Origin of the sequence: Amorphus orientalis (genome assembly GCF_030814015.1) — a bacterium.
In the GTDB taxonomy this organism is placed as follows: Bacteria; Pseudomonadota; Alphaproteobacteria; order Rhizobiales; family Amorphaceae; genus Amorphus; species Amorphus orientalis.
Genome location: NZ_JAUSUL010000002.1, coordinates 1,182,578 through 1,208,199, shown reverse-complemented (window position 1 = coordinate 1,208,199; position 25,622 = coordinate 1,182,578). Strand labels below are relative to the sequence as shown.

The window sequence follows — 25,622 nt, the reverse complement described above, 5'->3', positions numbered from 1 at the left end:
GGCAGGACCATGGCACTTCCATCCTATGCGGGGCCGGGCGAGCGGGCCTGGTACTACACCTACCGGGTGATCTGCGGGCTGATCTTCCTGTTCCTGATCTTCCCGATCCTGGTGATCGTGCCGTTGTCGTTCAACGCGCTGCCGTACTTCACCTTCACGCCGGAAATGCTCTCGCTGGATCCGGCGGGCTATTCGCTCAGGTGGTACGAGGCGCTTCTGGGCAGCGAGGAGTGGCTGTTCTCGATCCGGAACTCGTTCATCATCTCGATCTCGTCGACGATCGTTTCGACGACACTGGGTACGCTCGCCGCTCTGGGGCTCAGCCGTCGGCACATGCCGTACCGGGCGGCCATCACGGCGCTGCTGATTTCGCCGATGATCGTTCCGCTGATCATCACGGCGGCGGCGCTGTTCTCCTTCTATGCCCGGGTGAACCTCGCCAATACGTTCTTCTCCATCATCATGGCGCATGTGGTGCTCGGTACCCCGTTCGTGGTGATCACCGTGACGGCGGCGATGTCGAGCTTCGACGAACAGCTGATCCGCGCGTCCCAGAGCCTCGGGGCCAATCAGGTCACCACCTTCTTCAAGGTGATCATGCCTCTGCTCCTGCCGGGCGTGATCGCCGGCGCGCTGTTCGCCTTCATCACCTCGCTGGACGAGGTCGTGGTGGTGATCTTCCTGGCCGGACCGGAGCAAACGCCAATGACCGTGCGGATGTTCTCGGGTCTGCGCGAGGAGATCAGTCCGACCATCCTTGCGCTTGCGTCGATCCTGGTGGCGATGTCCATCGTGCTTCTGACCGCCATGGAGCTGATCCGGCGCCGCGGCGAGAAGCTGCGGGGAATCAAGAACTAGCTCGGTCGAGGCGCGCTGGCGCCCGGCGACAAAGCGATTGGAAACGCAGCAGTGCCGTGGAAGCGAGATCCGCTTCCACGGCATTTTCGTTTGCACGGAGCTCAGAGCGTTGTGACGCGACCGGAGTCCGTTGGATCGATGGACGCTCAAGCGCCGGTTCGTGGCGCGATGCCCATCCGAACGAGACATCCGTCCCGTAGCCGATAGTGATGGTAGAGCGCGGCCGAGACGTGGAGGACGATGAGCCCTATCAAGAGCCGGGCGGCCAGGCCGTGCAGTGCGCGAGGTGGCGCGGAACCGAAATCGGGCAGAAGACCGCCTCCCGCCAGCACCGGGAATGCGTCGGCCAGGGCCAGAATGGTAACGCCACTCGTTGCAAGGCCCAGGGGCAACAGCTGTAAGAGAACGTGGATCGCGGTTGCCAGGGGCGCCGCTGGTCCGTCCAGCTTCTCGGGACGGACATCGGCGGTCCACCACCACAGGAGCCGGGCAAGCGTCAGCACCGCGGCGGTAATCCCGGTCGTCACATGGACCCTGAGCGCGTTGGTTCCGTGCGCTCCCAGGGTGTCTGCCGCAAAGCCCGAGGCGAGGGCGGTGCCGATCAGCGCGGCGATCGACCAGTGGAGCGCAATTGCGACCGAGCCGTAGCGGGTCGATGTGCTTCTGATCCTCATCAGTCCTGCTCCGGTGTTCCGCTTTCATCGCCGCGGACGACGCGGTAGAGCGCCGGATTGATCTTCAGGCCCTCGATCGCGGGAAAGACGCCGGCTTCCCGCATCCGCCGGGTCGCTTCGGCAAAGGCCTCGGCAGAGGTCCACGTCGCCACGTTGATCAGTGCAAACCGGGCGTCCGGCGTGACTGCCTGATGGAGGGTGGTGGTCACGTAGCCGGGCTGCGTCTTCAGGAAGTCGCGCGCTTCTTCCCATGCTGCGATGGCGCGCTGCTCCTGCCCGGCCGGTACTTCGAACACATTGATCAGCGTGACGTCGGCGGCGGCCGGCGATGCCATGGTCAGGGCGGTGGCCGCGATGGCCGAGCGCAGGCGGTTTGTCGGGGTCATGGTCCTCTCCATACGGATTTAATATAGCAAGCTATATATAATTGAATAGCAAGCTATTCAAGTGCGATGAAGGGGGATGACATTCGACAAGTGGGCTTCAGCCGGATACCTGGCCAATCACATGGCGCGCCTGTTCGCGCAGGGACTCCACGCGCGCATCAGGCCGCTCGGTCTCTCTCCCGGCAATTTCCCCGCGCTTCTGGAGTTGTGGGCGGACGACGGGCTGACCCAGAAGGAACTTGCGGCACGTCTCTCGATCGAGCAGGCGACGATGGCCAATACGCTGACGCGGATGGAGCGGGACGGGCTCATTCGGCGCACGCCGCATCCGGCCGATGGCCGGTCTCAGCAGATCTGGCTCACGGAGAAGGCCCGCGCCCTCGAGGCCCCTGCGACGGAGGCTGCGAACGCGCAGAACGCCGTTGCCCTGGCGCACCTGAGCGACGAAGAGCGGACGCGCTTCGTGAGGTTGATGACGACCGTGATCGCATCGATGCGGGCGGCGCAGGATACGCCGCCCGATGGTGAGGGCGCCGGGTGAGGGGGCTTCGCCTCAGAGGACCCGGAGGACCCGAGACGTCGCCAACGGCCGGCTCGCGCACACCCGTTCAACCCGTCCGGTTCAGACCGGACAGGACGTGCTCAAGTCATTAAATTCGGTGTTATCGCCCTGCGCTCGGAGGTTTCCATCCGGACGCCGGCGGCCGACTGCAAAAGTCCCCGACAGGGGAGATCAGCTCGGCTGGAAGAGGGCGGCGCCCTGCTTCAGGACGATCACCTTGGTGCCCACCGGCGCCCGCGAGTAGAGGTCTTCGACGTCCTCGTTGTTCATCCGGATGCAGCCGGACGACACGTTGAGCCCGATCGACCACGGCTCGTTGGTTCCGTGAATCCGGTAGAGCGAGTCGCGGTTACCCTTGTAGAGATAAAGCGCCCGGGCGCCGAGCGGGTTCTCGACGCCGCCCGGCATGCCGTTGATGTACTCCCGGAGGTCGGGGTCGCGCTCGATCATGTCGGGGGTCGGCGTCCAGCTCGGCCACTCGGCTTTGCGGCCGACATGCACCTCGCCCGACCAGCCGAAGCCTTCCTTGCCGACGCCAACGCCGTAGCGGATCGCCTGGAAATTCGGCAGGACATAGAAAAGGTACTTCCGGTCGGTGTCGATGATGATGGTGCCGGGCGGCTCGGATGTACGGAACGGGACCAGCTTTCGCTTGAAGCGCTCCGGCGTCCCGCCGCGGGCCGTGGCGTCGCGTTCGACCTTGTCGGGATCGAACACGATCCATTGCTTGCTGGAGGGATCGTAGACTCGGGAACTCTGCTGGGCGTCGGCGGTAGCCGCCAGGCCGGCGGTGAAGAAGAGGATGCCGATTGCGGCTAGCAGCAGTCGTCGTGCGATCATGGAAACTCGTCCCTCGTAGCCTGTCACCGACGTCGCCGGTCTATTCGCTCAGCCAACGGTCGACCCGATCGGCGTTGCCCTCGATCCATTCAGACGCGAAGCGTTCCGGATCCTTGCGCTCCACGATCAGGGCGTAGGTCATCTCCGAGATCGTGTCGGCCTCCAGGTCCATGTTGGACAGGAGCCGAACCAGGTCCGGCTGATCGTTTTCGAGCCCGGCCCGATAGGCGGGATGGATGAAGGAAACCGCCCAGGCGGTCGATGCTTCGGATTGGTTCAGCCAGTCCGGATCGTCCTCGGGTGTCCGGACCACCCACTTCGTCGGGTTGTAGGGCGGCTCCTCCAGCATCACGAGGTCGTGCAGGGCGAACATGTGATGCGGTTCGTAACAATAGAGCACGTACGGCTCGCCAAGAGAGGCGGCCACGTCGAGACCGGCCATGGCGACCGGTTCGTCCGACTGGATCAGCGTCATCGTCTGGTCGTAGCCGTAACTCTTGGCGCGGATGCGCTCGATGTTGGTCGAGTTCCAGCCCTCCGCGCCGATCCACATCTCGCCCATACCGTCTTCGTCGGTATCGAGGAGTTTCGCGGTCTCGGGGCTCTTGAGGTCATCGATCGACGTGAGGCCGTACTCGTCCGCGGCCTGTCGGGTGGTGCACAGACCCTGCCGGGCCGGCACCCCGCGCGGTACCAGGGTCACGGTCTTGTTCTTGTCCACGTAGGTGCGAACCGCGGAGCGGTAGTTCGGCAGCCAGACTTCGGGCAGAACGTCGACTTCCCCCCGGTCTGCCGCCGCGAACAGGTCCGGCAGCGTGCCCTCACTCAGCTCGACTGTCTGTCCGAGGTCCGTCTCGATGATGGACTTGATGAGGTGCGCGGTGGCAGTCGCCGACGGCCAGTTCGCCACACCGATCACGACATCGGCAGCGCGGGTGGGGGCGGCGAGTAGAAGGCTCGCGGTGACAGCCACGGAAGCCGCCACGGTGCAACGGAAGGCGCGCATGGGCATCCGGTTTCCTCCCTAGTCTCTCCCGGGCGGAAGGACCGCGACATGCGGTAGCCTCGCCGTCCCAAGCCTTTCCCACAGACTAGGGATATCGTCGCGAAGGTCCAGAGCTCGGCGGCCCAATCGCGGGTGAAATCGGCTTCCGGCGTTCAACTGCCCGTGTGCGTGAAACCACAAAAAAGGGCGCGCCGATCCGGCGCGCCCTGGTTTTGGAGCGATCGACGTCGCCCTGTCCGGACTAGATGCGTTCCGGCTTGCGGAAGACCAGGATGCCCCAGGCCAGGTTTCCGGCGTCGGCCGCCGTCACCCAGGCATCGAGCCCCTTCAGCATGCGCTGGAGGTAGTCCTCTGCGGAGAGCTTTACGAGGTTGTCGTAGTCGGCCTTCACCTCCTCGGACACCCGCGAATAGTGGGTGCGCAGGTTGTGGGTGAGCTCAAGGTGCTCGCCCTCGGTGAAGCCGGCTTCGCGCGCCAGACGACGATAGAGGGCGAAGGAGCCCATGTTGTCGAGGTGGAGGCGGTCCAGAACCGGCTGCAGGGAGGCCGGGTCGGAGACGACGTCGGCCTGCATCGGATCGGTGAAGATGAAGCAGCCGCCCGGTTTCAGGACGCGGAAGACCTCCTCGAACACCTTCGGCTTGTTGCCCGAGTGCAGGATGGCGTCCTGGGACCACACGAGATCGAAGCTCTCGTCGGCCTCCGGGATGTCCTCATAGGAGCCGTGCTTGACGGTCACCAGCTTGTCGAGGCCCTGCGCCTTGTTCAGCTCCCGGTCCCGCTCGTTCTGCGTCTCGGAGATGTTGAGCGCGACGACGGGGGCCCCGTATTCCCTGGCAATGACCCGGGCCGAACCGCCGTAGCCGGCGCCGATATCGAGCACCTTGGTGTCCGCGTCGATCCGCCCGGCCTGCTCGCACATGCGCTTGACGGTCAGGTGGCTCGCTTCCTTGATGTCCTTCGTGGTCTCGTAGAGGCCCACGTGGATGTCTTCGCCGCCCCAGATATTGAAGTAGAACTCGTCGGCGGCGCTGTCGTCGTAGTAGGCCTCTGCCGTGTCGGCCGCGGCCTGGGCCGAATCCTGAAGCATCGGGTCTTCGATCACTTCGTTGTCGTCAACGAAGGACTTTTCTGCCACGTGGACGAAGAAGTCCGGATCGTATTCCTGATAGGTCTCCTGGAAGTCGCCATAGGTCCGGATCGTCTGGAAACCGGCTTCCTGGAGCAGCTTGCGCAGGTAATTCTTGCGCAGCGGGAACATGTTCAGGTTGTACTCGGATCCATCCGGGAACGAGTAGCGGAAGCGGGCGAGGCCATCGTCGATATATTCGGGCTCGGCAACGACCTGATCGCCGCAATAGTAGTATTTGTGCTTCGTCGAGAAGCCCTTGTCGAGAATGGCGTCATAGTTCCGCTGGTCGATGATCAGCACGCCATCGTGCTTCAGGCAGGCATAGAACTCGGCCAGTGCACGTCGGCGGTCGTTCTCGTCGAACAGGTGGTTGAACGAGTTGCCGAGGCAGATGATGGCATCGAACTTGCCGTTGACGTCCTTGGACAGCCAGCGCCAGTCCGACTGGACCGTCTTGAGGATGAGCTGACGATCCTTGCCGTTCTCGAAGGCGCGGGCGAGCATCGCGGCGCTGCCGTCACAGGTGGTGACGTCGAAGCCGGCCTCGATCAGGCGGACGGAGTGGAAGCCGGTACCGGCGGCGACGTCGAGCACCGTGTGGGCGCCGCGCGCGCGCAGCACGTCAACGAAGAAGTGGCCCTCGCTTTCGGCGCGGGCGTCCCAGTCGATCAGTTCGTCCCACTTCTCGACGAAGGACTGGACGTACTCGGCGCGGTACTGATCGGTCTCGCGCACCTCGGTCGGGTCGCCATCGTACTCCTGTTCCTGGAGGACGAGTTCGCGATTGAGATCGGCTTTCGTCATATCGGTAATCCTTCAGTTTGCCGGCCTCGCTTGTCGCATCCAGGGGCCTTGCAGATCCCCACCTCCCGAACGACGGCCGGCGACCTACTTGTGCTCAACGGCCTTTCCTTTCGAATAAGCGAAAGGCCGGTCCTAGCAGGCATATGCGCTACGGAACCAAGGAGGTGATCCCGCGCGCGACTGCGGCAAGCCAGTCGCCGCAGCCGATGGCAACGGCCGGGCACGCGTACGCACCCGGCCGGAACGGTTTCTTAGGAGGCGACCTTCACGCCGGCGTCGGCGGCAAGCGCCTCCGCCTTGTCGGTCTTCTCCCAGGAGAAGCTGTCCTCGGTCCGGCCGAAGTGGCCGTTGGCGGCCGTCGGACGGTAGATCGGACGCAGCAGGTCGAGCATCTGCACGATGCCCTTCGGCCGCAGGTCGAAGTGCTCGCGCACCATGGCGGCGATCCGGTCTTCGCCGATCTTGCCGGTCCCGAAGGTGTTGATGTTCACCGACACGGGACGGGCGACGCCGATGGCGTAGGCGATCTGAACCTCGCACGTGTCGGCCAGGCCGGCGGCGACGATGTTCTTGGCGACATAGCGCGCGGCGTACGCGGCCGAACGGTCGACCTTCGTCGGATCCTTGCCGGAGAACGCACCGCCACCGTGACGGCCCATGCCGCCGTAGGTGTCGACGATGATCTTGCGGCCGGTCAGGCCGCAGTCGCCCACCGGACCACCGATCACGAACCGGCCGGTCGGGTTGATGTGGAACTTGATGTCCTTGTTGACGCCGAAGCTCTTCACCTCGGGCATCACGACCTCTTCGATGACCGCGGCCTTGAGGTCCTCGTAGGAGATCTCCTCATCGTGCTGAGTGGAGAGCACGATGGTGTCGACGTGGGTCGGCTTGTCGTTTTCGTAGGAGACGGACACCTGGCTCTTCACGTCGGGACGCAGCCACGGAAGCTTGCCGGACTTGCGGACCTCGGCCTGCTTCGCGGTCAGCCGGTGGGCCAGCTGGATCGGCAGCGGCATCAGCTGCTCGGTCTCCCGGCAGGCGTAGCCGAACATCAGGCCCTGGTCGCCGGCACCCTGTTCGAGATCCAGGCCAGCGCCCTCGTCGACGCCCTGGGCAATGTCCGGAGACTGCTTGTCCATGGCGACCAGGACGGCGCAGGAGTTGCCATCGAAGCCGTAGGCCGGGTTGTCGTAGCCGATGTCCAGGATCGTCTCGCGAACGATGTCCGTATAGTCGATCTGAGCCTTGGTCGTGATCTCGCCGGACAGGACCACCATGCCCGTATTGACCATGGTTTCGCAGGCCACGCGAGAGGCGGGGTCGACCTTGAGGCAGGCGTCGAGGACAGCGTCGGAAATATTGTCGGCGACCTTGTCTGGATGACCGGCGCCAACCGATTCCGACGTGAAAATATAGTTACGAGACATATGGACGTCCTTTTCCTTGGTCAGTCGGCCGCGGACAAGCGGGCATTCTCGCAATTCGCACGTGGGCCTCTGGCCTGTGGTGCGGTCCGTACCGTCCGCGAGTGCGAACCGGCTTGGCCGGACCTGCGAGCCCCGGGTGCTGCCGCGACTTGAGCGTGACATGTGTCATCAGCGCCAGCCGTACGGATCCTCCAAGATCATGTCGGACATGATCCGGCGAGAAAGCCGTGTGACGTCGAGATTGCGAAGCCCGGCCAGCGTCCGCGCCACCATAGGGAAATCTTTCGAATTCTGAACCTATCAATTCGAAAAATATTCTGGTATACTGATTGGCTACTGGATGACCGTGCCGGCGCGTTCGGGCCTCCGCGGACTGCAGCTTTATTGCCGTCGCGCCTGCGTCATCTTCAGTCGATATCGCGGAATAGCCCCTCCCGCCCTTTTTCAGCTTGCAACGTGAAACGCATCAGGCCGGGCAGGGTTCCATCCGGTTCAATTTTTTTCTGAAATTTAGCGGCCGGCCTCTAGCCGGCTCCGGAACCAGTCGATCACGGCGCGCCACAGCTCGTCGCGCAGGACCTGGCCTTCCACGTCGGTATCGAGATTCGGATTGTCGTTGATCTCGATGACCACCGGGCCTGCGGGGCCGACCTTGATGTCCACGCCATAGAGGCCGTCGCCGATCGGCGCGGCAGCCCTCAGGGCAAGGTCGATAACCTCCGCAGGCGCGTTGTCGACGGGGAAGGTGCGGAATCCGCCTTCGCGCGCGGGTTTTCCGTCCTCGTGCTTGATGATCTGCCAGTGGTTCTTGGCCATCAGATACTGACACGCGAACAGGGCTTTTCCACCCAGGACGCCGACACGCCAGTCGAACGAGGTCGGGAGATATTCCTGGGCCAGGAGCAGATCGGTCTGGCCGAGAAGGCTCGCGCTCAGCCTCTCCAGCTCCTCCTGTGTGTGCACTTTGTGTACACCCCGGCTGAAAGAGCCATCCGGGACCTTCAGGACGAGTGGCAGACCAAGGCTTTCTCCAAGGCGTCGTGCGTCGGAAAGGCGGCTGACCACCCGGCTGGCAGGCATGGGGACCCGGTGCGCTTCGAGAAGCTCCTTCAGGTAGATTTTGTTGGTGCACCGGATCATCGACACGGTGTCGTCGATCACCGGCATGCCTTCCTGTTCGGCACGACGTGCGAACCGGTAGGTGTGGTTTCCGATCGATGTGGTCTCGCGGATGAACAGCGCGTCGTATTCGGCCAGCCGCGTCAGGTCGGACTTCTGGATGGGCTCCACGGCGAATCGCATCTTCTCGCCAACGGCAGCAAGCTGCTCCAGCGACCGTCGGCTCGAGGGTGGCAGCGCTTCGCGCGGGTCGTGCAGGACGGCGAGGGTATAACGGGCTGGCCGTCGCGCCTTCGGCATCCGCCACCGCCGGCGCGTGTGCCTGGCCAGACTGGCCGCCACAAAGGCACGTCGCTCGCCGGACAACGTATGTATGGATGGTGTGCGCAGCCGCTCCACGGTCGCCCAGGCTTCTCCGCCGACCGTCACCTCGATCAACGGGGCGCGGTACCAGTCGAACAGAAGGGCGGCGAAGCGCTCGAACCCGGAGATGTCCGGAAGACCGAATGCGACCAGAAGCTTGAAGGGCCTTTGGTGCCCCTCGGAGACGCGCTTCCAGTCGCGATTGAGCGCATCCTCCAGCTCCGGCAGGCCGGCGCGGTACAGCGCCTTGCGGGACAGCTCGATGATCGTCTGGACAGAGGGCAGAACCCGCTGCCCGCGCGCTTCCGCCAGGAGTGAGGCGTAGTAGCCCATGCTCTGATAGGCGAAGCTGCGGGCGAGATTGATGAGGATCGGGCGGCGGCCTTCGAAGATCTCGGGGCGGGCCACATAGTCGCGCACCGACAGGACCTTGTGGATCGTGTCCGCCTGGTCGAAATCGCGGTACTGGTCGACAAGAATGACCCAGTCGCTCATCGCGCGGCCGCCGCTGCGCGCGCCACGCTGGCGGCCGCCTTCTGCGGAGCGAGTGTCTTTCTGAAGAGAAGGGCGGTTTCGCCGTCCTGGTAGTAGTTCGTCCGCCGCCCGCTGATGCGGTATCCGGCCCGGTCGTAAAGCGCAATGGCGGCTGCATTGTCGGCACGCACCTCGAGCCGGACGGCCGATTGCCTGCGGGAGACGGCATCTTCCTCCGCCGCGCCCAGCAGTTTCACGGCAACCCCGAGCCCGCGGGCGCGGGGCTCCACGGCGAGCGAATAGAGCCTGCCCACCGAAGCGGTCCGACGGTAAAGGACGATGACCGATCCGACGACCTCGGCGCCCAGCTGGGCCACAAGGACCGAAGCAGACGGCCGCGCGATCAGGGTCCGCAGGCTGCGCGGCGACAAACGGTCGCCGGAAAAGGATTCGGCTTCGATGCGCTCGAGCGCGGGAAGATCCGCACGGCTCGCCCTACGAACCGTCACCGACCTGGCGGATTGCGATCCGGAAGCTGAGGGACGTCTGATGGTCTGGAAGCTCATGGAGCACGTTCCGGGCAAGGTCCAGGCAGGACAATGCCGATCTGTCGCGATTCGATCCAATCAATTGGGTATTGCGGAGCCGAACACCATATTCCGGCTATGGAAAATTGCAGTGTGCGACCGCGTGGGCTATGCACGCGTGCTCGGCCGCCGCATCGGACCTCGGGACTGAATGACAAACGAAGATCGCGATCTCGGACGTTGGGAGCGTCCTCTCAAATCCGCTCCCGAACGATACGCCGCGTGGGCGAGCACGCTGGTCAAGGACCACGGCGTCTTCCGTCTGATCTACCGCAACCGCCATCAGGTGAGCGAGGAGCTCTGGCGGTCCTCCCAGCCGATCCCGTCCGATATCCGGTGGGCGCGGCGCAAGGGGGTTCGCACCATCATTTCGCTCAGGCACAGCTCCAACTTCGGGGCCTGGCCGCTGATGAAGGAGACCTGCGAGCGCAAGGGTCTGGCTCTGGTCAATCTGCCCCTGTTCTCCCGCGAGCCGCCGACGCATCAGGCCGTGCGCTACGCCAAGCATGTGTTCGACACGATCGAGTATCCGGCACTGCTGCACTGCAAGTCGGGTGCGGACCGGGCGGGGATGGGGTCGGCCCTCTACGTGCTGTTGCGCCAGGGCGGGACGGCCGACGAGGCGATTCGCCAGCTGAACTGGCGCTTTGGCCACTTCAGCTTCGCCAAGACCGGCATCCTCGACGCCTTCCTGAGGCGCTACAAGGAAGACGGCGAAGCGAAGGGCATCTCCTTCGTCGACTGGATCGAGACCGGATACGACCGTGCCGCGCTGTTCGAGGAGTTCCGCTCGAACTACTGGGCGGACGTGCTCACCGACAAGCTGCTGCGGCGCGAATGACCGGCGGCGAGGGGCGGTGGGACCCGTCTCTGCACCCGCATTCAGGGGGGCGATCGTGATCGAAACCGACCGTCCGCTCCGCATTCTCGTCTTCGCCAATTTCGATCGACGGCGGCGGCAGACCTTCTATTACAACGTCGACCAGAAGCTCTATCGGGGACTCATCCGCCTCGGGCACATGGTCCTCGGCTTTTCCGATCGGGACACCGCCCGCGAACTGGCGCCGTTGCCGGGCAAGCGGTGGGGCGTGGGTCGGATGCATGCGCGCCTGATCGAGACGGTCGCCCACTTCAAGCCTCATGTGGTGCTGATGGGCCATGCCGATCTCACCGGGCCGGAGGTGTTCGCGAAGATCCGCGGAGCGGCGCCGGGCGTGAAGATCGGCCGCTTCTGCGTGGACGACCCTCAAGTGAACACCAAGGCGGTTGCAGCGTTTGCGGATCAGGCCGCACTTGCCGATGTGGGGTTCATCACCACCGGCGATGCCGACGCCCTCAGCCGCATAAGCCGGCGGCCCGGATCGATCGCCTACCTGCCGGCGACCATGGTGGACCCTGCGGCCGAGACCGGCCGCGTCTTCGAGGCGCCGGCGACAAGCCTCAGGTGGGACGGCCTCTTTCTCGGCACGGGCCGGCTCGGCCGGGCCGCCCAGCTCGACTATCTGAAATCGCATCTTCCGGAGGGCTTCCGCTTCGAAATCGGCGGACGGGCCGCCACCGGCGTACAGCTCAGAAGTCTGGAGTTCTACGAGACGCTCGAAAAGGCGGCTATGTCGCCCTGTCTGCCGATCGACGAACGGGTACCGTCGCTGCGCTACTACTCCTCCGACCGGATCGGCCAGCTTCTCGGTGTCGGCGTCGCGACGCTGACCCATCGGCCGGCCGCGTTCGACGAGCTTCTGGAAGACGGTGTCATCCCTTTCGACGGGAGGGAGGACCTGGCTGAGGAAATGGCGCGGCTTTGGCGTGACGACGCGGAGCGGCGGCGGCGGGCTGAAATCGGCTGGCGGCTGGCCCGCGAACGCACCCCCAACTGGCGCGTGGCGCAGTATGTCGTGGAGACGCTCCTCGGCGAAGGCTATTCGAAGCGCTACGAGTGGCCCTCAGGGCCGATTGCCTGAGCGGGCCTTGGCCGTCCCAAGCGGAGGCTGGTCGGCTTCGCCGGTAAGGCTGGCAGTTCGGTAGAACTCCCCCTCGACGATCTTGCGGCCGAACGCGTCGGCGGCGTCCTTCCAGCTCAGATACGGCATGGCATCGGAGCGGGGATGGTCTCCGCGCTCGTAGGCGTCGAGCCATTTGCGAATCGCCGCGGCGAGGGCCGCACCGGTCTCCCCGGAGAAGTAGGCGGCATGCTCTCCGGCGACCTCGCGGAACACCGGAATGTCCCGGGCGAGGATCGGGATCTTGTGCTGGGCAGCCTCGATCAGCGGCAGGCCGAAGCCTTCGCCTTTCGAGGCGGCGAGCAGGCCGGCGCTTGCGCCATAGATCTGCTCCAGGAATTCATCGCTGATGCCCTCCAGCCAGAAGAGGCGCTTCTGGCGCTCCGGGTGTCCGGCCAGTCGTTTGACCAGCGGCTTCACCATCCAGCCTTCCTTGCCGACGATCACGAGATTCACGTCGACGCCGGCGCGCCACAGTTCGTCGAAGGCATCGAGCACCTGGGTGTGACCCTTGCGGGGCTCGACGGTCGCGACCATCAGGAACGTCGGCTTGGCCTTGATCGTCTCGATCAGCTTCTGTGCGTTGGCGGGAAGGCCGGTCCACGACTTGGCGGCCGTGAAGTCGGCGCCGAGATGGAACCAGCCGATATTGAACGGCCTGTCGGTCAAGCGGTCGGTGGCCGCGAGCCAGTCGGCGAGCTCGTCGGCCACCGCCCGCGAGATGCAGAAAGCGCCGTCGCTCTCCCGGACGACGTCGAGCCAATCCTCGTGCAGCTTCGTCATGCTCTTGGGGAAGGCGCCATCGATCAGGATCGGCAAGAGGTCATAGACCACGAAATAGACGCCCACCCCACGGGCTCGCAGCCAATGGAAGTAGGGGCGATTGACCGAGGCGACATGGTGCTGGAGGTCGAGCATCAGAAGCAGGTCGCCCGGCGCCGTATCGACGCCCTGGTCGACGATTCCGGACGAATCCTGGCCGAGCAGATCGAAGGTGAAGCGGGTGGCGTAGCGATAGCCGCGCGCCGATGCATAGACGGGCTCGACGCGCCAGCCCTTCGGTGGATTGCGGAGCCATTGGAGGACGATGTTGCGCACCACACGCTGGACCCCGCTGCGGGCATCGCGGTGGGTCAGCTCAGACACGTCGACCAGGAGCTGGCGCAGCGCGAACCGGGGCGGAAAGGTGTTCGCGATCGCGATCGCCGCGGCTTCCTGGTCCAGAACGCTCGTGTCGTTGGAAGGAGCCGTTCCCTGTGAGCCGGCCGACCCGGACAGATGCGCAATCGCACGTTCGGCTTGCAGGAGCCCGCCAACGGCTTCGTCGTAGATCTCTTCAAGTGCCGCACCGAACGCTCGCGCGGCCTCGGAGATAGCCGCCGGGGCGGTCGCAGCGGGCGTGACGGGTTCGTTGCCATCGATCCGGATACGTTCACCGGCGCCGGCTTCTGCCAGAAGGCGTGCCAGTCCGGACTCGCCCTGCGCGACCCGTTCTCCCGCAATGGCGATCGTTGATGCAGCCGCAACCGCGGCAGACAGGCTCGGCGCGTGGGTCGGATCGACAACGACGACATTTCCGATGTCGGAGCTGATGCGTCCGATCCGGGTCGCAAGCCGTTCACGGTCGGCATTGGTGCGGGAATCGAGCACCACGATCTGGACGTCGCTGCCGCCGGATCGGTCGATCTGGTCGAGCAATGCGGTGTCGGTCGGAGGGTCGGCTGCGACCGCTATGACCGGTCCCTCGCCAAGCCCGAGCGTCGCAAGCGCCTCGCTCCTGGCCATCGTCGGTCCGGTCGCGTCGGAGGAGGGGATGTCGATGAAAGGGACAACCGGCCACGCGCCACCGCCCGGCGGCGCTCCATATGTCTGCTGGAGTCGATCCCTGATCAGATCGCTTCCGGCGATGACGCCAACGGCTCGGGTGAGCGTGTCCTGCCACACCAGGGGAGCAGAACCGGTGTGCGTTCCGGTCGAGGCCAGGGCCAGAAAGCCTTCGGTGTCGTAGAGCAACTTCGACCGGGACGAAGGTGGCGCACCCTCCAGTCGGTTGGAGAGCGTGCTGTCGAGCAGGTAGATTGCGCCAGGCACGTCTTTGGCGAGCGCTGCCGAAAGCTCGGCGCCGCCTCCGTCGCCGAGGCAGTGCACCACGCGCTCGTAGGCAGGCAGTTGTGCTCTCGCCGTGTTGGCGCCCAGAACCAGACCGATCCCGGGAAGGGGCGGTTCGGGCGCGCGCCCGTCGAGACAGAACAGGTCGACCGAGTAGGTGCGGGCAAGTTCGGGGATCAGTGCCCGCATCCGATGGGCCGGTCCGCCCGCAAGCCGACCCGTCGGGACCACGATGGCGAGACGCCGGGATTGGACCGAAACATTTGGTTTGGTGCCTTCGGCGTCCTTTCCGAGTGCCTCCAGGCCTTTCAGCGCGGCCTGCGCGGTCGTGTCCCAGGAAAAGGCGTCGGACCGTTCCAGCGCGTAGGCCGCGAGATCCTTCCGGCACGCCTGGTCCGAAAGCACCGCCTTGATGCAGCCAGCGATCGCAGCGGGATCGGTCGGGTCGAACATGGCGTCGGCGCGCCCGATGACCTCCGGAATGCTCGATCTGTCGGAGCCGATGGTCGGTGCGCCGCAGGACATCGCTTCCAGGGCCGGCAAACCAAAGCCCTCGTGCAGCGAGGGAAACACGAACAGCTCGCAGAGCCGATAGAGATCGATGAGGTCGTCTTCGGGAACATAGCCGGTGAAAACAGTCTCGTTGTCTGCGAGCCCCTCCTTTCGGCAGGTCCGCGACAACTCCGACTCCAGGCCCGTGGGGAGCCGACTGGCGATGACGAGTTGCCGTTCGCCGCGCACCGAACGGGGGACCGCCGCCCAGGCACGGAGCAACCGCGGGATGTTCTTTCGCGGGTCGAACCCGCCGGGCGCATAGAGGACGAACTTGCCTTTGATCCGGTAGGCTTTCCGGATCCGCGAGGCCGTGTCTTCCGAGACGGGTCCCGGGGTGAACTCAGGCCCGGCCGCCCCGGAAATGTTGGTCAGCCGCTCGGAGGAGAAACCGAGATGCGTCGCGGCCTCGCGCGCACTTGACTCCGAGATCGCGAGTAACGCGTCGGCGCGTTTCAGATTGCTGATCCGATGGTCGTACCAGTCGCGTGTCAGCGCGTTGGTCAGATAGTTTTCGCGGTTGAGCAGCGGGATCAGGTCGTAAAGGACGGCCGCCGTCGGGTACGGCGCGGATTCTGGTATCGAGGTCACCGCGTCGTCTGCGAACCCCTCGAACAACGAAGAGATCAGGACGACGTCGGGCCGGAGGGAGGAGATGAAGGCTTCCCGTATTGCCTCGGCGGCAAGACGGCGCCAGCCATTGGCCGTGTCGCGACCGTTGACGTGGTCCAGCCCGTGAAAGACGTGGATGTTTTCCGGACCGATCAGGTCGGAGAAACTGGCGCGGATGGCGGCCACGGATTCGGGGAAAGCGGTGTTCAGGACCAGGCTGACGGTATGGCGCTGCCGGTTCCGCGCAATCGCCTTCGCCAGCGACAGTGAATACCGTCCAATGCCGCGAAAGCGGCTTTCCGACTGGGCGCCCTGCAGGTCGATGACGATGTGCACTACGGCCTCGTCTCGCTGAGGCGGCGGATATCAGCGGCGATCTGGGAGCTGCGCGGGGTCGGTGGCAGCCGCAGCTGCGGGGTCGCGACTGGACCGTTCGGAGAATACTTGATCAGGCGCCGCTCGAATTTTCGAATGTAGCGACGCGGCAGTACAGGAGACAGACGAAGCAGAAATTTGGCGGTCAGGTATTTCCGGCGCCGTTTGTCAAAGCCGCGGAGAGATCCGCCCTGTCCAAAAATAGAAAGCGACATGTCTGCCTGAGATCCCAGTCTACACCATCAACGCCCAGTGCCCGGCTGAACTCTGGAAGCACCCCGGTGCAGCGAAGGTGTGCAGCAATCGGCCGCGATTCGGCAACGACCATCGCGGCTTCTTAAGTGGATCTATCTATTAGCGTGTTCTAATTCAGAAGAACACCCGGCCGCTCTTCACTCGGTCGTAGTCCGCCTTCGCCATCATGTCGGCAAGACCGCGCACGTCGGTCTTAGGCTCCCAGCCGAGCTGCTTCTTCGCCTTCGCAGGGTCGCCGATCAGGATTTCGACCTCGGCCGGGCGGTAGAACTGGGGATCGACGCGCACGATCGTCTTGCCGGACTTGCGGTCGATGCCGACCTCGTTCTCGCCTTCGCCTTCCCATGCGATGTCGAAGCCGAGGCTCTCGCCTGCCCAGCCAACGAAATCGCGGACGGTATGGGTCGAGCCGGTCGCGAGCACGTAGTCGTCGGCCTCGTCCTGCTGCAGCATCCGCCACATGCCTTCGACATATTCCTTGGCGAAGCCCCAGTCGCGCTTCGCAGACATGTTGCCGAGGTCGAGGGTCTCCTGGTTACCCTGGGCGATGTTGGACAGCGCGAGCGTGATCTTGCGGGTCACGAACTCGACGCCGCGCAGCGGGCTCTCGTGATTGAAAAGGATGCCCGAGGAAGCGTGCAGATTGAACGATTCCCGGTAGTTCACTGTGATCCAGTGGCCATAGAGCTTCGCGACGCCATAAGGGCTGCGCGGATAGAACGGGGTGTCCTCCGTCTGCGGGATCTCACGGACGTGGCCGAACATCTCCGAGGTCGAGGCCTGGTAGTAGCGGCACTCGGGGAGTATGTCGCGCATGCCTTCGAGGATGCGGCAGACGCCGACGGCATCGGTATCCGCGGTGTAGAGCGGCACGTCCCACGACGAGCCGACGAAGCTCTGGGCCGCGAGGTTGTAGAACTCGTCAGGCTTGTATTTGTCGAGAAGGCGGAGGATGTGCTGGAACTCGCCGAGCTCGAACGTGGTGAGCTCCACGTCCTTGTCGATGCCGAGTTCGGCAAGCCGATGAATGATCCCGGTGGAGGTGCGGCGAATGCCGCCGATCACCCGGTAGCCTTTTTCGAGAAGAAGTGCGGACAGGTAGGCGCCGTCCTGACCGGATGCGCCCGTGATGAATGCCGTCTTTGTCACCGGGAAACCTTCTTCTGGAAATGCGCTGCCGCGCGGCGATCGAAACACGGCCGCCTCGGACCCGCCGCGGGGCCGACGGCCCTCGCGGAAGTTGGATGCCTTCACACGGCATCATGGCGATGTTGTCAAGATTGCCAACGCGAACCGCGCTGGATATTCGTAATATCGTGCTCACGTGCGAAGAAGCTTGACGGTGGTGGTGCGACCCTCTAGTCGGGCCGCCAAAGGGGCTGGCATTCCGTCCCTTGCGCATAGGTGATCCGGCGTCAGGCGACCATCGATCCATGGCGTGAGGTCCAATGCGGTGGCCGGTCCGGAGACGGATTGATGTGCTGGGGCCTGAGCTGGCAAGGGATCGGCCCGAAGCGATCCAAAATGGGAAGCAGGCCCGAGGCGAGCGAGCGGCACCCGTCTTCCCCAGGCGGGGCTGCGCTGCGGCTATTCGAAGGTAATCTGTATGGTTTCCAGTGACATGCGTGCCCGTCTTCCGAAATGGCTCGCGCGGATGCTCAAGGTCCCGAGCACCGGCGACCTCAGCCTCATCTATGGCATCTTCACCCAGTATTTTCGCCAGTTCTGGAAAAAATACGTCATCATTTTCATTCTGATCGGGTTCGTGTCCGGAACGACCGCCGGCATCGCCTGGATGGTGAAGGACGTCGTCGAAACCGTTTTCGTCGAGCAGAATGCGCCCCTGATCCTCCCGCTCTTTGTTGCGGTCGTTGTCGTATTCCTGGTTCGTGGCCTGTCGCTCTATGGTCAGAGCGTGCTCTCCAACCAGATCTCGAACGCGCTTGTCGCGGACGTCCAGATGCGGATGTTCCGCCATATCATGAAGCAGCGGGTTTCCTTCTTCTCCCGCTACAGCTCCGACGACCTGCTGATGCGCTTCAATCAGGGCGCGAACGGTTTCAACTCGATTCTCAACCAGGTGATGGTCAACGGGCTCAGGGACGTGGCCACGCTGGTTGCGCTGCTCGGGGTGATGCTCGTCCAGGACGCCTATCTGACCATCTGCTCGTTCCTGGTTGCGCCGATTGTCTTTTACGGGGTGAGCCGCCTCCTGAAGCAGGTTCGCGGGCTCGTGGGCGGCGAGCTGGCCGGCTATCAGTATCTGAACCGGCAGGTCCGGGAGACGGTGCAGGGCATCACCGTTATCAAGGCTTTCCGGCTTGAACGTCCGCTTCTGGACGAGAGCGGGAACATCATCGAGGGCCTGCGCAAGCAGAAGGACCGGATTGCGGCGATCAGTGCCGCGCCGCTGCCGCTCCTTGACACCGTCGGCGGCGTCGCGGTCGGTCTGGCCATCCTGTACGCCGGCTGGCGCCTCACGATGGGCGAGTATTCGCCGGGCACCTTCATGTCGTTCCTGACGGCCCTGTTGCTCGCCGCCGATCCCGCGCGCCGCCTGAGCCAGATGCGCGTCCAGATCCGCACCGCGCTGATCGCCGTCGAGATGGTGGAGCAGCTGCTCGCGGACAGCGATTTCGAAGACAGCGGCCCGCAGCGGCTGTCGCCGCCGAAAGCTGCTCCCGCCATCGGGGAAAATGCCGATCCGGGCGTGCCGGCGATTGCCTTCGACAACGTCGATTTCCGCTACGGCGATGGTGGTCTGGTGCTCGACGGGTTGAACCTGGACATCAAGCAGGGCGAGATGGTTGCCCTGGTCGGCCCGTCCGGTGCCGGCAAATCGACGCTCTTCAAGCTCCTGTTGAAGTTCTATCTCCCGATCCAGGGGACGCTGCGGCTCTACGGGCACGATGTCGGCCAGCTCGACACCGGCGACATCCGCGATGCGATCGCGTTCGTCAGCCAGTCCAACTACATCTTCTCCGGGACGATCCGGGACAATCTGACGCTCAAGGATCGCACGGTCGACCACGAGCGCGTTGTTGCGGCCTGCGAGGCGGTTGGGCTTCATTCCTTCATCGAGGCGCAGCCCAACGGCTATGACACCGACGTGGGCGAACTCGGCGCCATGATCTCCGGCGGGCAGGCGCAGCGACTGAACATGGCGCGCGCGATCATACGCGATGCGCCGATCCTGCTGCTCGACGAGGTGACATCCGCCCTGGACGCCGACAACGAGCAACTGATCAAGGAGTATGTGCGCTCTCAGGCGTCGAAGAAGACGATCCTGGTGATCGCTCACCGCCTGTCGACCGTGAAGGAAGCCGACCGCATCGTCCTGATCGACAGCGGACACGTGACGGATCAGGGGCGGCACGACGAACTCGTCGCGCGCAACGAATACTACCGGCGGATCGTCACGCTGCAGTTCGAGATGGGCGAGGCGGCGGAGTAGCCGGACGGTTTCGGCTGTCGCAGGATCAGCGGCCGGCTCCGACCGCCTGGTCGGCGTAGGACGCAGCAACCTGGCTCCAGCTCCGGAGCGTGTCGTGCGCCGCCACGACGCGCTGTCGCTGGTCATCGATCCATGTGCGATCGGTGGCTGTGCGCCGGATCAGGGCCGCGAGCGCGTCCGCATCGGTGGGATCGAAGTACGTCACGAGATCGCCGCCGACTTCCGGGATGGATGTCGCATTGGACGCAAGGACCGGCGTGCCGAGCCAGAGGGCTTCGCCGACCGGGAGCCCGAACCCTTCATAGAGGCTTGGAAACACCAGGGCGTCGGCCGCCAGGTAGAGCGCTTTCAGCGTCGCGTGGCTCGGCTGGTCGACCAGCCGCACGTGGCTTTCGACGTCCCGGTATCCGCCGAGCCGGTCGAGGAGAGCGCCGGGATCCGACCCGACCCGTCCCGCGAACACCAGGGTCGGGAGATCAGTGCCGTGGCCGGCCCCGATCAGTCGGCGGTACGCTTCCAGCGTGAGTTTGCCGTTCTTGCGGCCCGTGGGCGCGCCGACCGACAGCAGGTAGGGCGCGTTCGGCAGCGGCGCGGGTACGCTCCCCGGCGTGGGGTCGCGGAACTCGTGGGCGAGCAGGATCGCCGCTTCGGGCCTGACTGACGGGTCGAGGCCGTCGCCCGCGATCGCGGCGATCGCCTCCTGCCGCGTGTGTTCCGAAATCGCGATGAAGCGGGCGCCGCTGCGGCCGAGGGCGCGATAGGCTTCCCGGTAGGCACGGCCGAACCCGGCGCTCACGCCGGCGGCCGGGCCGGCGAGCGGGATCGTGTCGTAGAGGACGGCGACGACCTGGACGTCCGGATGAAGCGCTTTCGCGCGCAGTCCCACGCGCCGAGCGATCTCGAAGTTCGCGGCCGTCAGCAGGACGCCGCCGGCCAGATCGACCGGATCGCCGACGGCCGTGCCGACGCGCTGGGGCAGGGCGGCGCGGATCGCGCCGACGACGGCCTGTTCGGCCGCGTAGACGGCACGCTTGGCGCCCCGGTACTTGCCGAGGCTGCGCACCTTCGGCAGCAGGCCGAGGCGTTCGCGTACGGTGTCGGTGGCGTAGAGGTGTTCGAGCTCGAAGGCCCAGGGCGCCACCGACCGGAAGCGGCCGGTGAGCGGGTTCAGCACCACCGCCGTCGCCCGGCCTGCCGTCACGAGTTCATAGGCAAACTCAAGGCAGGTCCGCTGGACGCCGGTCAGTTCCTCGGATTTGCGGCCGAGCGCGGAGACTTCGGTGACGTCGACGAAGAGCCGCGTCATTGCCTTCCGAAATCGTCCTGGATGCGGACGATGTCGTCCTCTTCCAGGTAGGCGCCGGTTTGCACCTCGATGATCTCGACGCCGATCTTGCCCGGGTTGGCGAGCCGATGGACTTCGCCCATCGGAATGAAGATGCTCTCGTTCTCGCGCAGGATGCGGGTGTCGTCGCCGACCGTAATCTCGGCGGTGCCGCGCACGACCACCCAGTGCTCGGCGCGGTGGAAGTGCTTCTGCAGCGACAGCTTGGCACCCGGCTTCACGGCGATGCGCTTCACCCGGAAGCGGTCGCCGATGTCCATGGTCTGGTACCAGCCCCAGGGCCGGTAGACGCGGGCATGCTCGGCGGCTTCCGAGCGACCGAGCGAGGCCAGCGTGCCGACGAGGTCCTTGACCTTCTGCGACTGCTGCATGTCGGCGACGAGGACGGCGTCCGGCGTCTCGACGATCGCGAGGTTCTCCACGCCGACGGCGCAGATGAGGCGTCCGCCCGAGCGGATGATGGAATTCCGCGACTCCAGCGCGACGACGTCGCCGGTGGTGGTGACGCCATCTTCGCCGTGGTCGGTCGCCTCCCAGAACGCCTTCCAGTCGCCGACGTCGGACCAGCTGAAGTCGACCGGAACGACGAACGAGGCGTCGGTGCGCTCCATCACGGCGTAGTCGAACGAGATCGAGCGGGCATTCTCGAAGGAGGGGCCGAGGAGAACGAAGCCGACATCGTCCTGGGCCTCGTCTACGGAGGCTTCGATGGCTGCGAGCGTTTCCGGCTCCAGCCGTCGCACCTCGTCGAGAAGGCTTTCGGCGCGGAAGCAGAACATGCCGGCGTTCCAGAGGCAGCCTTCGTCGATCAGCGTTATGGCCGCCTCGGCGGAAGGCTTCTCCAGGAAGCGCGCGACCTTGAACGAGCCGTCCGGGCCGGGCTCGCCGGGTGCGATATAGCCGTAGCCGGTGGCCGGATGGGTCGGCTTCACTCCGAGGGTGACGATGCCGCCCGTCTCGGCGATCCGCGCCGCCGTCGCGGCGGATTCTGCAAAGGCTTCAACGTCGGCGATCAGGTGGTCCGACGGCATGATTAGGATGACGGCGCCGGGGTTGTCCCGGTACGCGATCACAGCTGCCGCAGTGATCGCGGCGAGGGTGTCGCGGCGGGTCGGCTCGAGCACGATCTTGCCGTCGAGGCCGAGATCCTGAAGCTGCTCGCGGATGAGGAAACGGCCGTCCGCCGAGGCCAACACCATCGGAGTTTCGTAGAGCGGCGTTCCCGTGACGCGGCGGACGGTGTGCTGGAACAGCGATTCCTCGCCGAAAAGAGGCGCCAGCTGCTTCGGCAGGTCTGCCCGTGAAAGCGGCCAAAGCCGCGTGCCCGAACCGCCGGACAGAATGACCGGAACCACCATCTGCGTTCTTCTCCTTCGAGGCGCGAGCCGGCCCCTCTAGTCTTTCCAATCCAGCGCCGTGTCAATGAGGGCGACCGGTGCGCCGCCCGCTCCGGCACACCTCACTCGACGAGGTGAAGGTTCCCTTTGTCGTCCAGCTGATAGCGGCTGCCGTCCACAGGGCACACGAGATCGTCGCCGAGCCGGCCGCCGGCCTTGCTCATCCATCCGATGCGGCGCGCCGGAACACCGGCCATCAAGGCGAAATCGGGCACGTCGCCGGTGACGACGGCACCAGCTGCGATGAAGCTGTACGCACCCAGCGTGTGGCCGCAGACGATCGTGGCGTTGGCGCCGATCGTGGTGCCGCGTTTCACCAGCGTGTGCCGGAATTCGCTCTTGCGGCTGATCTCCGCACGCGGGTTGTTGACGTTCGTGAACACGCAGCTCGGGCCGCAGAAAACGCCATCCTCGAGCTCGACGCCGTTGTAGAGGCTGACGTTGTTCTGAATCTTGCAGCTGTCGCCGACGGTGACGTCCGGCCCGATCATGACGTTCTGACCGACCGAGCAGTCCTTGCCGATCCGGCACCCCTTCAGGATGTGCGCGAAGTGCCAGACCTTGGAGTTCGGCCCGATCTCGCAGGGTGCGTCGACATAGGCGCTTTCGTGAATGAAGACGCCTTCGAATTCGGGTGCTCGGGGACTGCTGGGCATGATCTTGTTCTTTGAATAAACGGCAGCGATGCCGACCTGAAAGCAAATGAACTCTGATGTGACGCTCGCGGCCACGCGGGGCGCGTGGCCGGGACACTACGCCTTCAGGATCTCGGCGTTGCCGGAATAGGAGGCCAGCGCGTTGCGCGTATCGACGATGACCGGGACGTTGTCCACGAGAAGCTGCCAGTCCATCCCGTCATGGTCCGTCGCGAGGATGGCGAGATCGAACCGCTTCAGCGTTTCCGCGTCCCACTCCACCGATTTCCGGCCCGCCAATCGCGCATGTTCGCGGGTGGACGGAATGGTCGGCATGTAGGAATCGTGGAACTCGACGATGGCGCCGCCGTGCTCAAGCATTTCGAACAGCTCGAGCGAGGGGCTTTCGCGGATATCGTCCACGTTCTTCTTGTAGGCTAGGCCGATCAACAGGATGTTCGCGCCGGCAAGCGACTGCTTGCGATGCCGGCTGAGGGCTTCCACAGCCCGCGCCACCACGAAGTGCGGCATGCTCCGGTTGATCTCGCCCGACAGCTCGATGAAGCGGGTGTGCAGACCGAATTCGCGGGCCTTCCAAGTCAGATAGAACGGATCGACCGGGATACAGTGACCACCGAGCCCGGGACCGGGATAGAACGCCGTAAAGCCGAACGGCTTCGTCTTTGCGGCATCGATCACTTCCCAGATGTCGAGGCCCATCCGGTCGTAGATGATCTTCAGCTCGTTGACGAGGGCGATGTTGACCGCCCGGTAGATGTTCTCGGTCAGCTTGACGGCTTCCGCCGTCTTCGTGTTGGAGACCGGGACCACCTGCTCGACCGTATTGCCGTAGAGCAGAACGCCGAGTTCGCGGCTGATGTCGTCATCCGCGCCGACAACCTTCGGGATCGTCGCGGTTTCGAACGCGATATTGCCCGGATCTTCACGCTCCGGCGAGTAGACGAAGAAGAAGTCTTCGCTCGCCTTGAGACCCGACGTCTCCAGCGCCGGGATGACGTCCTCCGCGGAGCTGCCGGGATAGGTCGTCGATTCGAAGCAGATCAGCTGGCCGGGGCGGAGGTTCCGCCCGATCATCTCCGCCGTCGAGACCACGTAGGAGAGATCCGGCTCGCGGTAGCGGTTCAGCGGCGTCGGCACGCACATGATCAGCACGTCCGCTTCCACAAGACGCTTTTCGTCCGTGGTGCCCACGAAGCGCTGCCCCGCGATCAGCTGCTGGACGGCTTCGTGCTTGACGGTCCGGATGTAGCTTTCGCCCCTGAAGAGGGCGTCGATCTTGCTCTGGTCGATTTCGAAGCCGAAGGTCGGGAAACCGGCCCGGTCGAGTGCGATCAGAAGGGGAAGCCCGACATAGCCGAGGCCGATCACGCCGACGCGCGCGGTCTTGGATTTCAGCTTCTCGGCGAGGCCGAAATCAGGAGACTTCAAGCTGTTGCCGGCCTCTGCGATGTCGTGCGGGGAGCGCATGGTCAGACCTTTTCCTTCACGGCGACGGCGTTCTTGACGGCGTCGATGATCTTCGCCTGCGTTGCTTCATCCAGATAGGGGTGCATCGGCAGGCTCATCACGTGCTCTGCAGTGAACTCCGTCTTCGGCAGTCCGCCGGGGCCGACCGGATAGTGCTTGTAGGCGGTCTGCAGGTGCAGCGGCTTGGCGTAGTAGACCACCGAGGGAATGCCGCTCTCCTTGAGCGACGCCATCACGGCGCTCCGGTCGCCATCGACGATGATGGAGTACTGGGCCCAGGAGGAGGTGAAACCCGCCGGCACGCGCGGCGTCCGCACGTGGTTCGAAAGGGCTGCTTCATAGCGCTCCGCCGCCGCCTGACGGGACACCAGCTCCTCGTCGAACACGGCCAGCTTTTCCTTCAGGATTGCGGCCTGGAGGGTGTCCAGGCGCGAGTTCATCCCGATGCGGACGTTGTCGTACTTGTCCGTCCCCTTGCCGTGGATGCAGAGGGAGCGCATGACGGCGGCCCGCTCCGGATCATTGGTCAGGACGGCACCGCCGTCGCCGTAGCAGCCGAGCGGCTTGGCGGGGAAGAAGCTCGTCGTGGCAACCGTGCCGAAGCTGCAGGCCCGGCGGCCGTTCTGGGTGCCGCCGAAGCCCTGTGCGCCGTCCTCCAGAACGTAGAGGCCGTGCTTGGCGGCGATCGCTTCGATCGAGGCATAGTCCGCCGGAAGCCCGAACAGATCGACCGGGATGATCGCCCGCGGCTTCAGATCGCCGGCAGACGCGATGGCATCGATGGTCGCCTCGAGATGCTCGACGTCGATGTTGAAGGTGTTGGGATCGATGTCGACGAAAACCGGCGTCGCACCGATCAGCGCGACCATCTCGGCGGTTGCGGCGAAGGTGAAGCTCGGCACGAAGACCGCGTCGCCGGCGCCGATCCCCTCGGCGAGCAGCGCGATCTGAAGGGCGTCGGTCCCGTTGCCGCAGCTGACGGCGTGCGCCACACCGACATAGTCGGCCAGCTGCTGCTCGAACTCCGCCACTTCGGGGCCGGAGATGTAGTTGCCGTTCGCCAGCACGCGCGCAATGGCGGCATCAAGCTGCGGCTTGATCCGCTCCTGCTGCGCCTTCAAGTCAATGAATGCCACCATCGGCTCTCTCCAGCAGTATCTCGTTC

At 64.8% G+C, this 25,622-nt stretch carries 21 protein-coding genes; 6 read left to right on the top strand and 15 right to left on the bottom strand.

Annotated elements, in window-relative coordinates; genetic code table 11:
- The first annotated feature begins 9 nt into the window (after window positions 1-9).
- Window positions 10-858 carry an ABC transporter permease gene (locus J2S73_RS13390; protein WP_306886051.1) on the top strand — a complete coding sequence of 283 codons (849 nt, stop codon included), beginning with the start codon at window positions 10-12 and terminating at the stop codon, window positions 856-858.
- 146 nt (window positions 859-1,004) lie between these two features.
- On the opposite strand, the gene J2S73_RS13385 is transcribed toward J2S73_RS13390, so the two are convergent.
- Complete coding sequence (locus J2S73_RS13385) at window positions 1,005-1,532, bottom strand: cytochrome b (RefSeq protein ID WP_306886049.1); 528 nt, start codon at window positions 1,530-1,532, stop codon at window positions 1,005-1,007.
- Entirely contained in the window at window positions 1,532-1,918 is a 387-nt protein-coding gene (locus tag J2S73_RS13380; RefSeq protein WP_306886048.1) for an antibiotic biosynthesis monooxygenase family protein, read from the bottom strand. The genes J2S73_RS13385 and J2S73_RS13380 overlap by 1 nt, the downstream gene beginning before the upstream one ends.
- A 76-nt stretch (window positions 1,919-1,994) precedes the next feature.
- Here J2S73_RS13380 and J2S73_RS13375 point away from each other — a divergent pair, with 76 nt between their 5' ends.
- The gene (locus J2S73_RS13375) at window positions 1,995-2,459 is read left to right on the top strand and encodes a MarR family winged helix-turn-helix transcriptional regulator (RefSeq protein WP_306886047.1); all 465 of its coding nucleotides are present in this window, start codon (window positions 1,995-1,997) and stop codon (window positions 2,457-2,459) included.
- Between the two features lie 192 nt (window positions 2,460-2,651).
- Here the strand turns inward: J2S73_RS13375 and J2S73_RS13370 are convergent, their stop codons facing one another.
- From J2S73_RS13370 to J2S73_RS13345, 6 genes are all read right to left on the bottom strand, one after another.
- A complete protein-coding gene (locus J2S73_RS13370; protein WP_306886046.1) occupies window positions 2,652-3,320 on the bottom strand; it encodes a L,D-transpeptidase in 669 nt (222 codons plus the stop codon).
- Between the two features lie 40 nt (window positions 3,321-3,360).
- Window positions 3,361-4,326, bottom strand: coding sequence for an ABC transporter substrate-binding protein (locus tag J2S73_RS13365; protein ID WP_306886045.1), 966 nt, complete (start codon window positions 4,324-4,326; stop codon window positions 3,361-3,363).
- Window positions 4,327-4,567: 241 nt separating this feature from the next.
- Entirely contained in the window at window positions 4,568-6,262 is a 1,695-nt protein-coding gene (locus J2S73_RS13360) for a glycine/sarcosine N-methyltransferase (RefSeq protein WP_306886044.1), read from the bottom strand.
- Between the two features lie 251 nt (window positions 6,263-6,513).
- Complete coding sequence (gene metK / locus J2S73_RS13355; protein WP_306886043.1) at window positions 6,514-7,692, bottom strand: methionine adenosyltransferase; 1,179 nt, start codon at window positions 7,690-7,692, stop codon at window positions 6,514-6,516.
- A 510-nt stretch (window positions 7,693-8,202) separates the two neighbouring features.
- On the bottom strand, window positions 8,203-9,669 hold the full coding sequence (locus J2S73_RS13350) for a RimK family ATP-grasp domain-containing protein (RefSeq protein WP_306886042.1): 1,467 nt from the start codon (window positions 9,667-9,669) through the stop codon (window positions 8,203-8,205).
- Window positions 9,666-10,079, bottom strand: a complete 414-nt coding sequence (locus tag J2S73_RS13345; RefSeq protein WP_306886321.1) for a GNAT family N-acetyltransferase — start codon at window positions 10,077-10,079, stop codon at window positions 9,666-9,668. The genes J2S73_RS13350 and J2S73_RS13345 overlap by 4 nt, the downstream gene beginning before the upstream one ends.
- Here J2S73_RS13345 and J2S73_RS13340 point away from each other — a divergent pair.
- Genes J2S73_RS13340 through J2S73_RS13330 form a run of 3 tightly spaced genes read left to right on the top strand, consistent with a single transcriptional unit; the run spans window position 9,988 to window position 12,196 of the window.
- Entirely contained in the window at window positions 9,988-10,386 is a 399-nt protein-coding gene (locus J2S73_RS13340) for a hypothetical protein (protein WP_306886329.1), read from the top strand. The two genes, J2S73_RS13345 and J2S73_RS13340, sit on opposite strands and share 92 nt — an antisense overlap.
- The gene (locus J2S73_RS13335; RefSeq protein WP_306886041.1) at window positions 10,387-11,076 is read left to right on the top strand and encodes a protein tyrosine phosphatase family protein; all 690 of its coding nucleotides are present in this window, start codon (window positions 10,387-10,389) and stop codon (window positions 11,074-11,076) included.
- Between the two features lie 55 nt (window positions 11,077-11,131).
- On the top strand, window positions 11,132-12,196 hold the full coding sequence (locus tag J2S73_RS13330; protein ID WP_306886040.1) for a glycosyltransferase family protein: 1,065 nt from the start codon (window positions 11,132-11,134) through the stop codon (window positions 12,194-12,196).
- Here the strand turns inward: J2S73_RS13330 and J2S73_RS13325 are convergent.
- Together J2S73_RS13325 and gmd are read right to left on the bottom strand one after the other, a co-directional pair.
- Window positions 12,179-15,844 carry a glycosyltransferase family 4 protein gene (locus J2S73_RS13325; RefSeq protein WP_306886039.1) on the bottom strand — a complete coding sequence of 1,222 codons (3,666 nt, stop codon included), beginning with the start codon at window positions 15,842-15,844 and terminating at the stop codon, window positions 12,179-12,181. The two genes, J2S73_RS13330 and J2S73_RS13325, sit on opposite strands and share 18 nt — an antisense overlap.
- A 408-nt stretch (window positions 15,845-16,252) precedes the next feature.
- A complete protein-coding gene (gmd, locus tag J2S73_RS13320) occupies window positions 16,253-17,287 on the bottom strand; it encodes a GDP-mannose 4,6-dehydratase (RefSeq protein WP_306886038.1) in 1,035 nt (344 codons plus the stop codon).
- 472 nt (window positions 17,288-17,759) lie between these two features.
- Here gmd and J2S73_RS13315 point away from each other — a divergent pair, with 472 nt between their 5' ends.
- Window positions 17,760-19,592 carry an ABC transporter ATP-binding protein gene (locus J2S73_RS13315; RefSeq protein WP_306886037.1) on the top strand — a complete coding sequence of 611 codons (1,833 nt, stop codon included), beginning with the start codon at window positions 17,760-17,762 and terminating at the stop codon, window positions 19,590-19,592.
- Between the two features lie 25 nt (window positions 19,593-19,617).
- Here the strand turns inward: J2S73_RS13315 and J2S73_RS13310 are convergent, their stop codons facing one another.
- From J2S73_RS13310 to J2S73_RS13290, 5 genes are all read right to left on the bottom strand, one after another.
- Window positions 19,618-20,898, bottom strand: coding sequence for a glycosyltransferase family 4 protein (locus J2S73_RS13310; RefSeq protein WP_306886036.1), 1,281 nt, complete (start codon window positions 20,896-20,898; stop codon window positions 19,618-19,620).
- A complete protein-coding gene (locus tag J2S73_RS13305; RefSeq protein WP_306886035.1) occupies window positions 20,895-22,295 on the bottom strand; it encodes a mannose-1-phosphate guanylyltransferase/mannose-6-phosphate isomerase in 1,401 nt (466 codons plus the stop codon). Before J2S73_RS13305 ends, J2S73_RS13310 begins: the two co-directional genes overlap by 4 nt.
- A gap of 101 nt (window positions 22,296-22,396) precedes the next feature.
- On the bottom strand, window positions 22,397-22,990 hold the full coding sequence (locus J2S73_RS13300; protein WP_306886034.1) for an acyltransferase: 594 nt from the start codon (window positions 22,988-22,990) through the stop codon (window positions 22,397-22,399).
- Between the two features lie 96 nt (window positions 22,991-23,086).
- Window positions 23,087-24,457 carry a nucleotide sugar dehydrogenase gene (locus J2S73_RS13295; protein WP_306886033.1) on the bottom strand — a complete coding sequence of 457 codons (1,371 nt, stop codon included), beginning with the start codon at window positions 24,455-24,457 and terminating at the stop codon, window positions 23,087-23,089.
- 2 nt (window positions 24,458-24,459) lie between these two features.
- Window positions 24,460-25,593: a DegT/DnrJ/EryC1/StrS family aminotransferase gene (locus J2S73_RS13290; RefSeq protein ID WP_306886320.1), complete on the bottom strand. Its 1,134-nt coding sequence runs from the start codon at window positions 25,591-25,593 to the stop codon at window positions 24,460-24,462.
- Between the last annotated feature and the right edge of the window lie 29 nt (window positions 25,594-25,622).

What these genes read in the sequence shown, in the direction of transcription:
- J2S73_RS13390 (WP_306886051.1), top strand. Translation starts at nt 10, where the DNA reads ATGGCACTTCCATCCTATGCGGGGCCGGGCGAGCGGGCCTGGTACTAC.
- J2S73_RS13385 (WP_306886049.1), bottom strand. Translation starts at nt 1,532, where the DNA reads ATGAGGATCAGAAGCACATCGACCCGCTACGGCTCGGTCGCAATTGCG.
- J2S73_RS13380 (WP_306886048.1), bottom strand. Translation starts at nt 1,918, where the DNA reads ATGACCCCGACAAACCGCCTGCGCTCGGCCATCGCGGCCACCGCCCTG.
- J2S73_RS13375 (WP_306886047.1), top strand. Translation starts at nt 1,995, where the DNA reads ATGACATTCGACAAGTGGGCTTCAGCCGGATACCTGGCCAATCACATG.
- J2S73_RS13370 (WP_306886046.1), bottom strand. Translation starts at nt 3,320, where the DNA reads ATGATCGCACGACGACTGCTGCTAGCCGCAATCGGCATCCTCTTCTTC.
- J2S73_RS13365 (WP_306886045.1), bottom strand. Translation starts at nt 4,326, where the DNA reads ATGCGCGCCTTCCGTTGCACCGTGGCGGCTTCCGTGGCTGTCACCGCG.
- J2S73_RS13360 (WP_306886044.1), bottom strand. Translation starts at nt 6,262, where the DNA reads ATGACGAAAGCCGATCTCAATCGCGAACTCGTCCTCCAGGAACAGGAG.
- metK (WP_306886043.1), bottom strand. Translation starts at nt 7,692, where the DNA reads ATGTCTCGTAACTATATTTTCACGTCGGAATCGGTTGGCGCCGGTCAT.
- J2S73_RS13350 (WP_306886042.1), bottom strand. Translation starts at nt 9,669, where the DNA reads ATGAGCGACTGGGTCATTCTTGTCGACCAGTACCGCGATTTCGACCAG.
- J2S73_RS13340 (WP_306886329.1), top strand. Translation starts at nt 9,988, where the DNA reads ATGACCGATCCGACGACCTCGGCGCCCAGCTGGGCCACAAGGACCGAA.
- J2S73_RS13335 (WP_306886041.1), top strand. Translation starts at nt 10,387, where the DNA reads ATGACAAACGAAGATCGCGATCTCGGACGTTGGGAGCGTCCTCTCAAA.
- J2S73_RS13315 (WP_306886037.1), top strand. Translation starts at nt 17,760, where the DNA reads ATGCGTGCCCGTCTTCCGAAATGGCTCGCGCGGATGCTCAAGGTCCCG.
- J2S73_RS13310 (WP_306886036.1), bottom strand. Translation starts at nt 20,898, where the DNA reads ATGACGCGGCTCTTCGTCGACGTCACCGAAGTCTCCGCGCTCGGCCGC.
- J2S73_RS13305 (WP_306886035.1), bottom strand. Translation starts at nt 22,295, where the DNA reads ATGGTGGTTCCGGTCATTCTGTCCGGCGGTTCGGGCACGCGGCTTTGG.
- J2S73_RS13300 (WP_306886034.1), bottom strand. Translation starts at nt 22,990, where the DNA reads ATGCCCAGCAGTCCCCGAGCACCCGAATTCGAAGGCGTCTTCATTCAC.
- J2S73_RS13295 (WP_306886033.1), bottom strand. Translation starts at nt 24,457, where the DNA reads ATGCGCTCCCCGCACGACATCGCAGAGGCCGGCAACAGCTTGAAGTCT.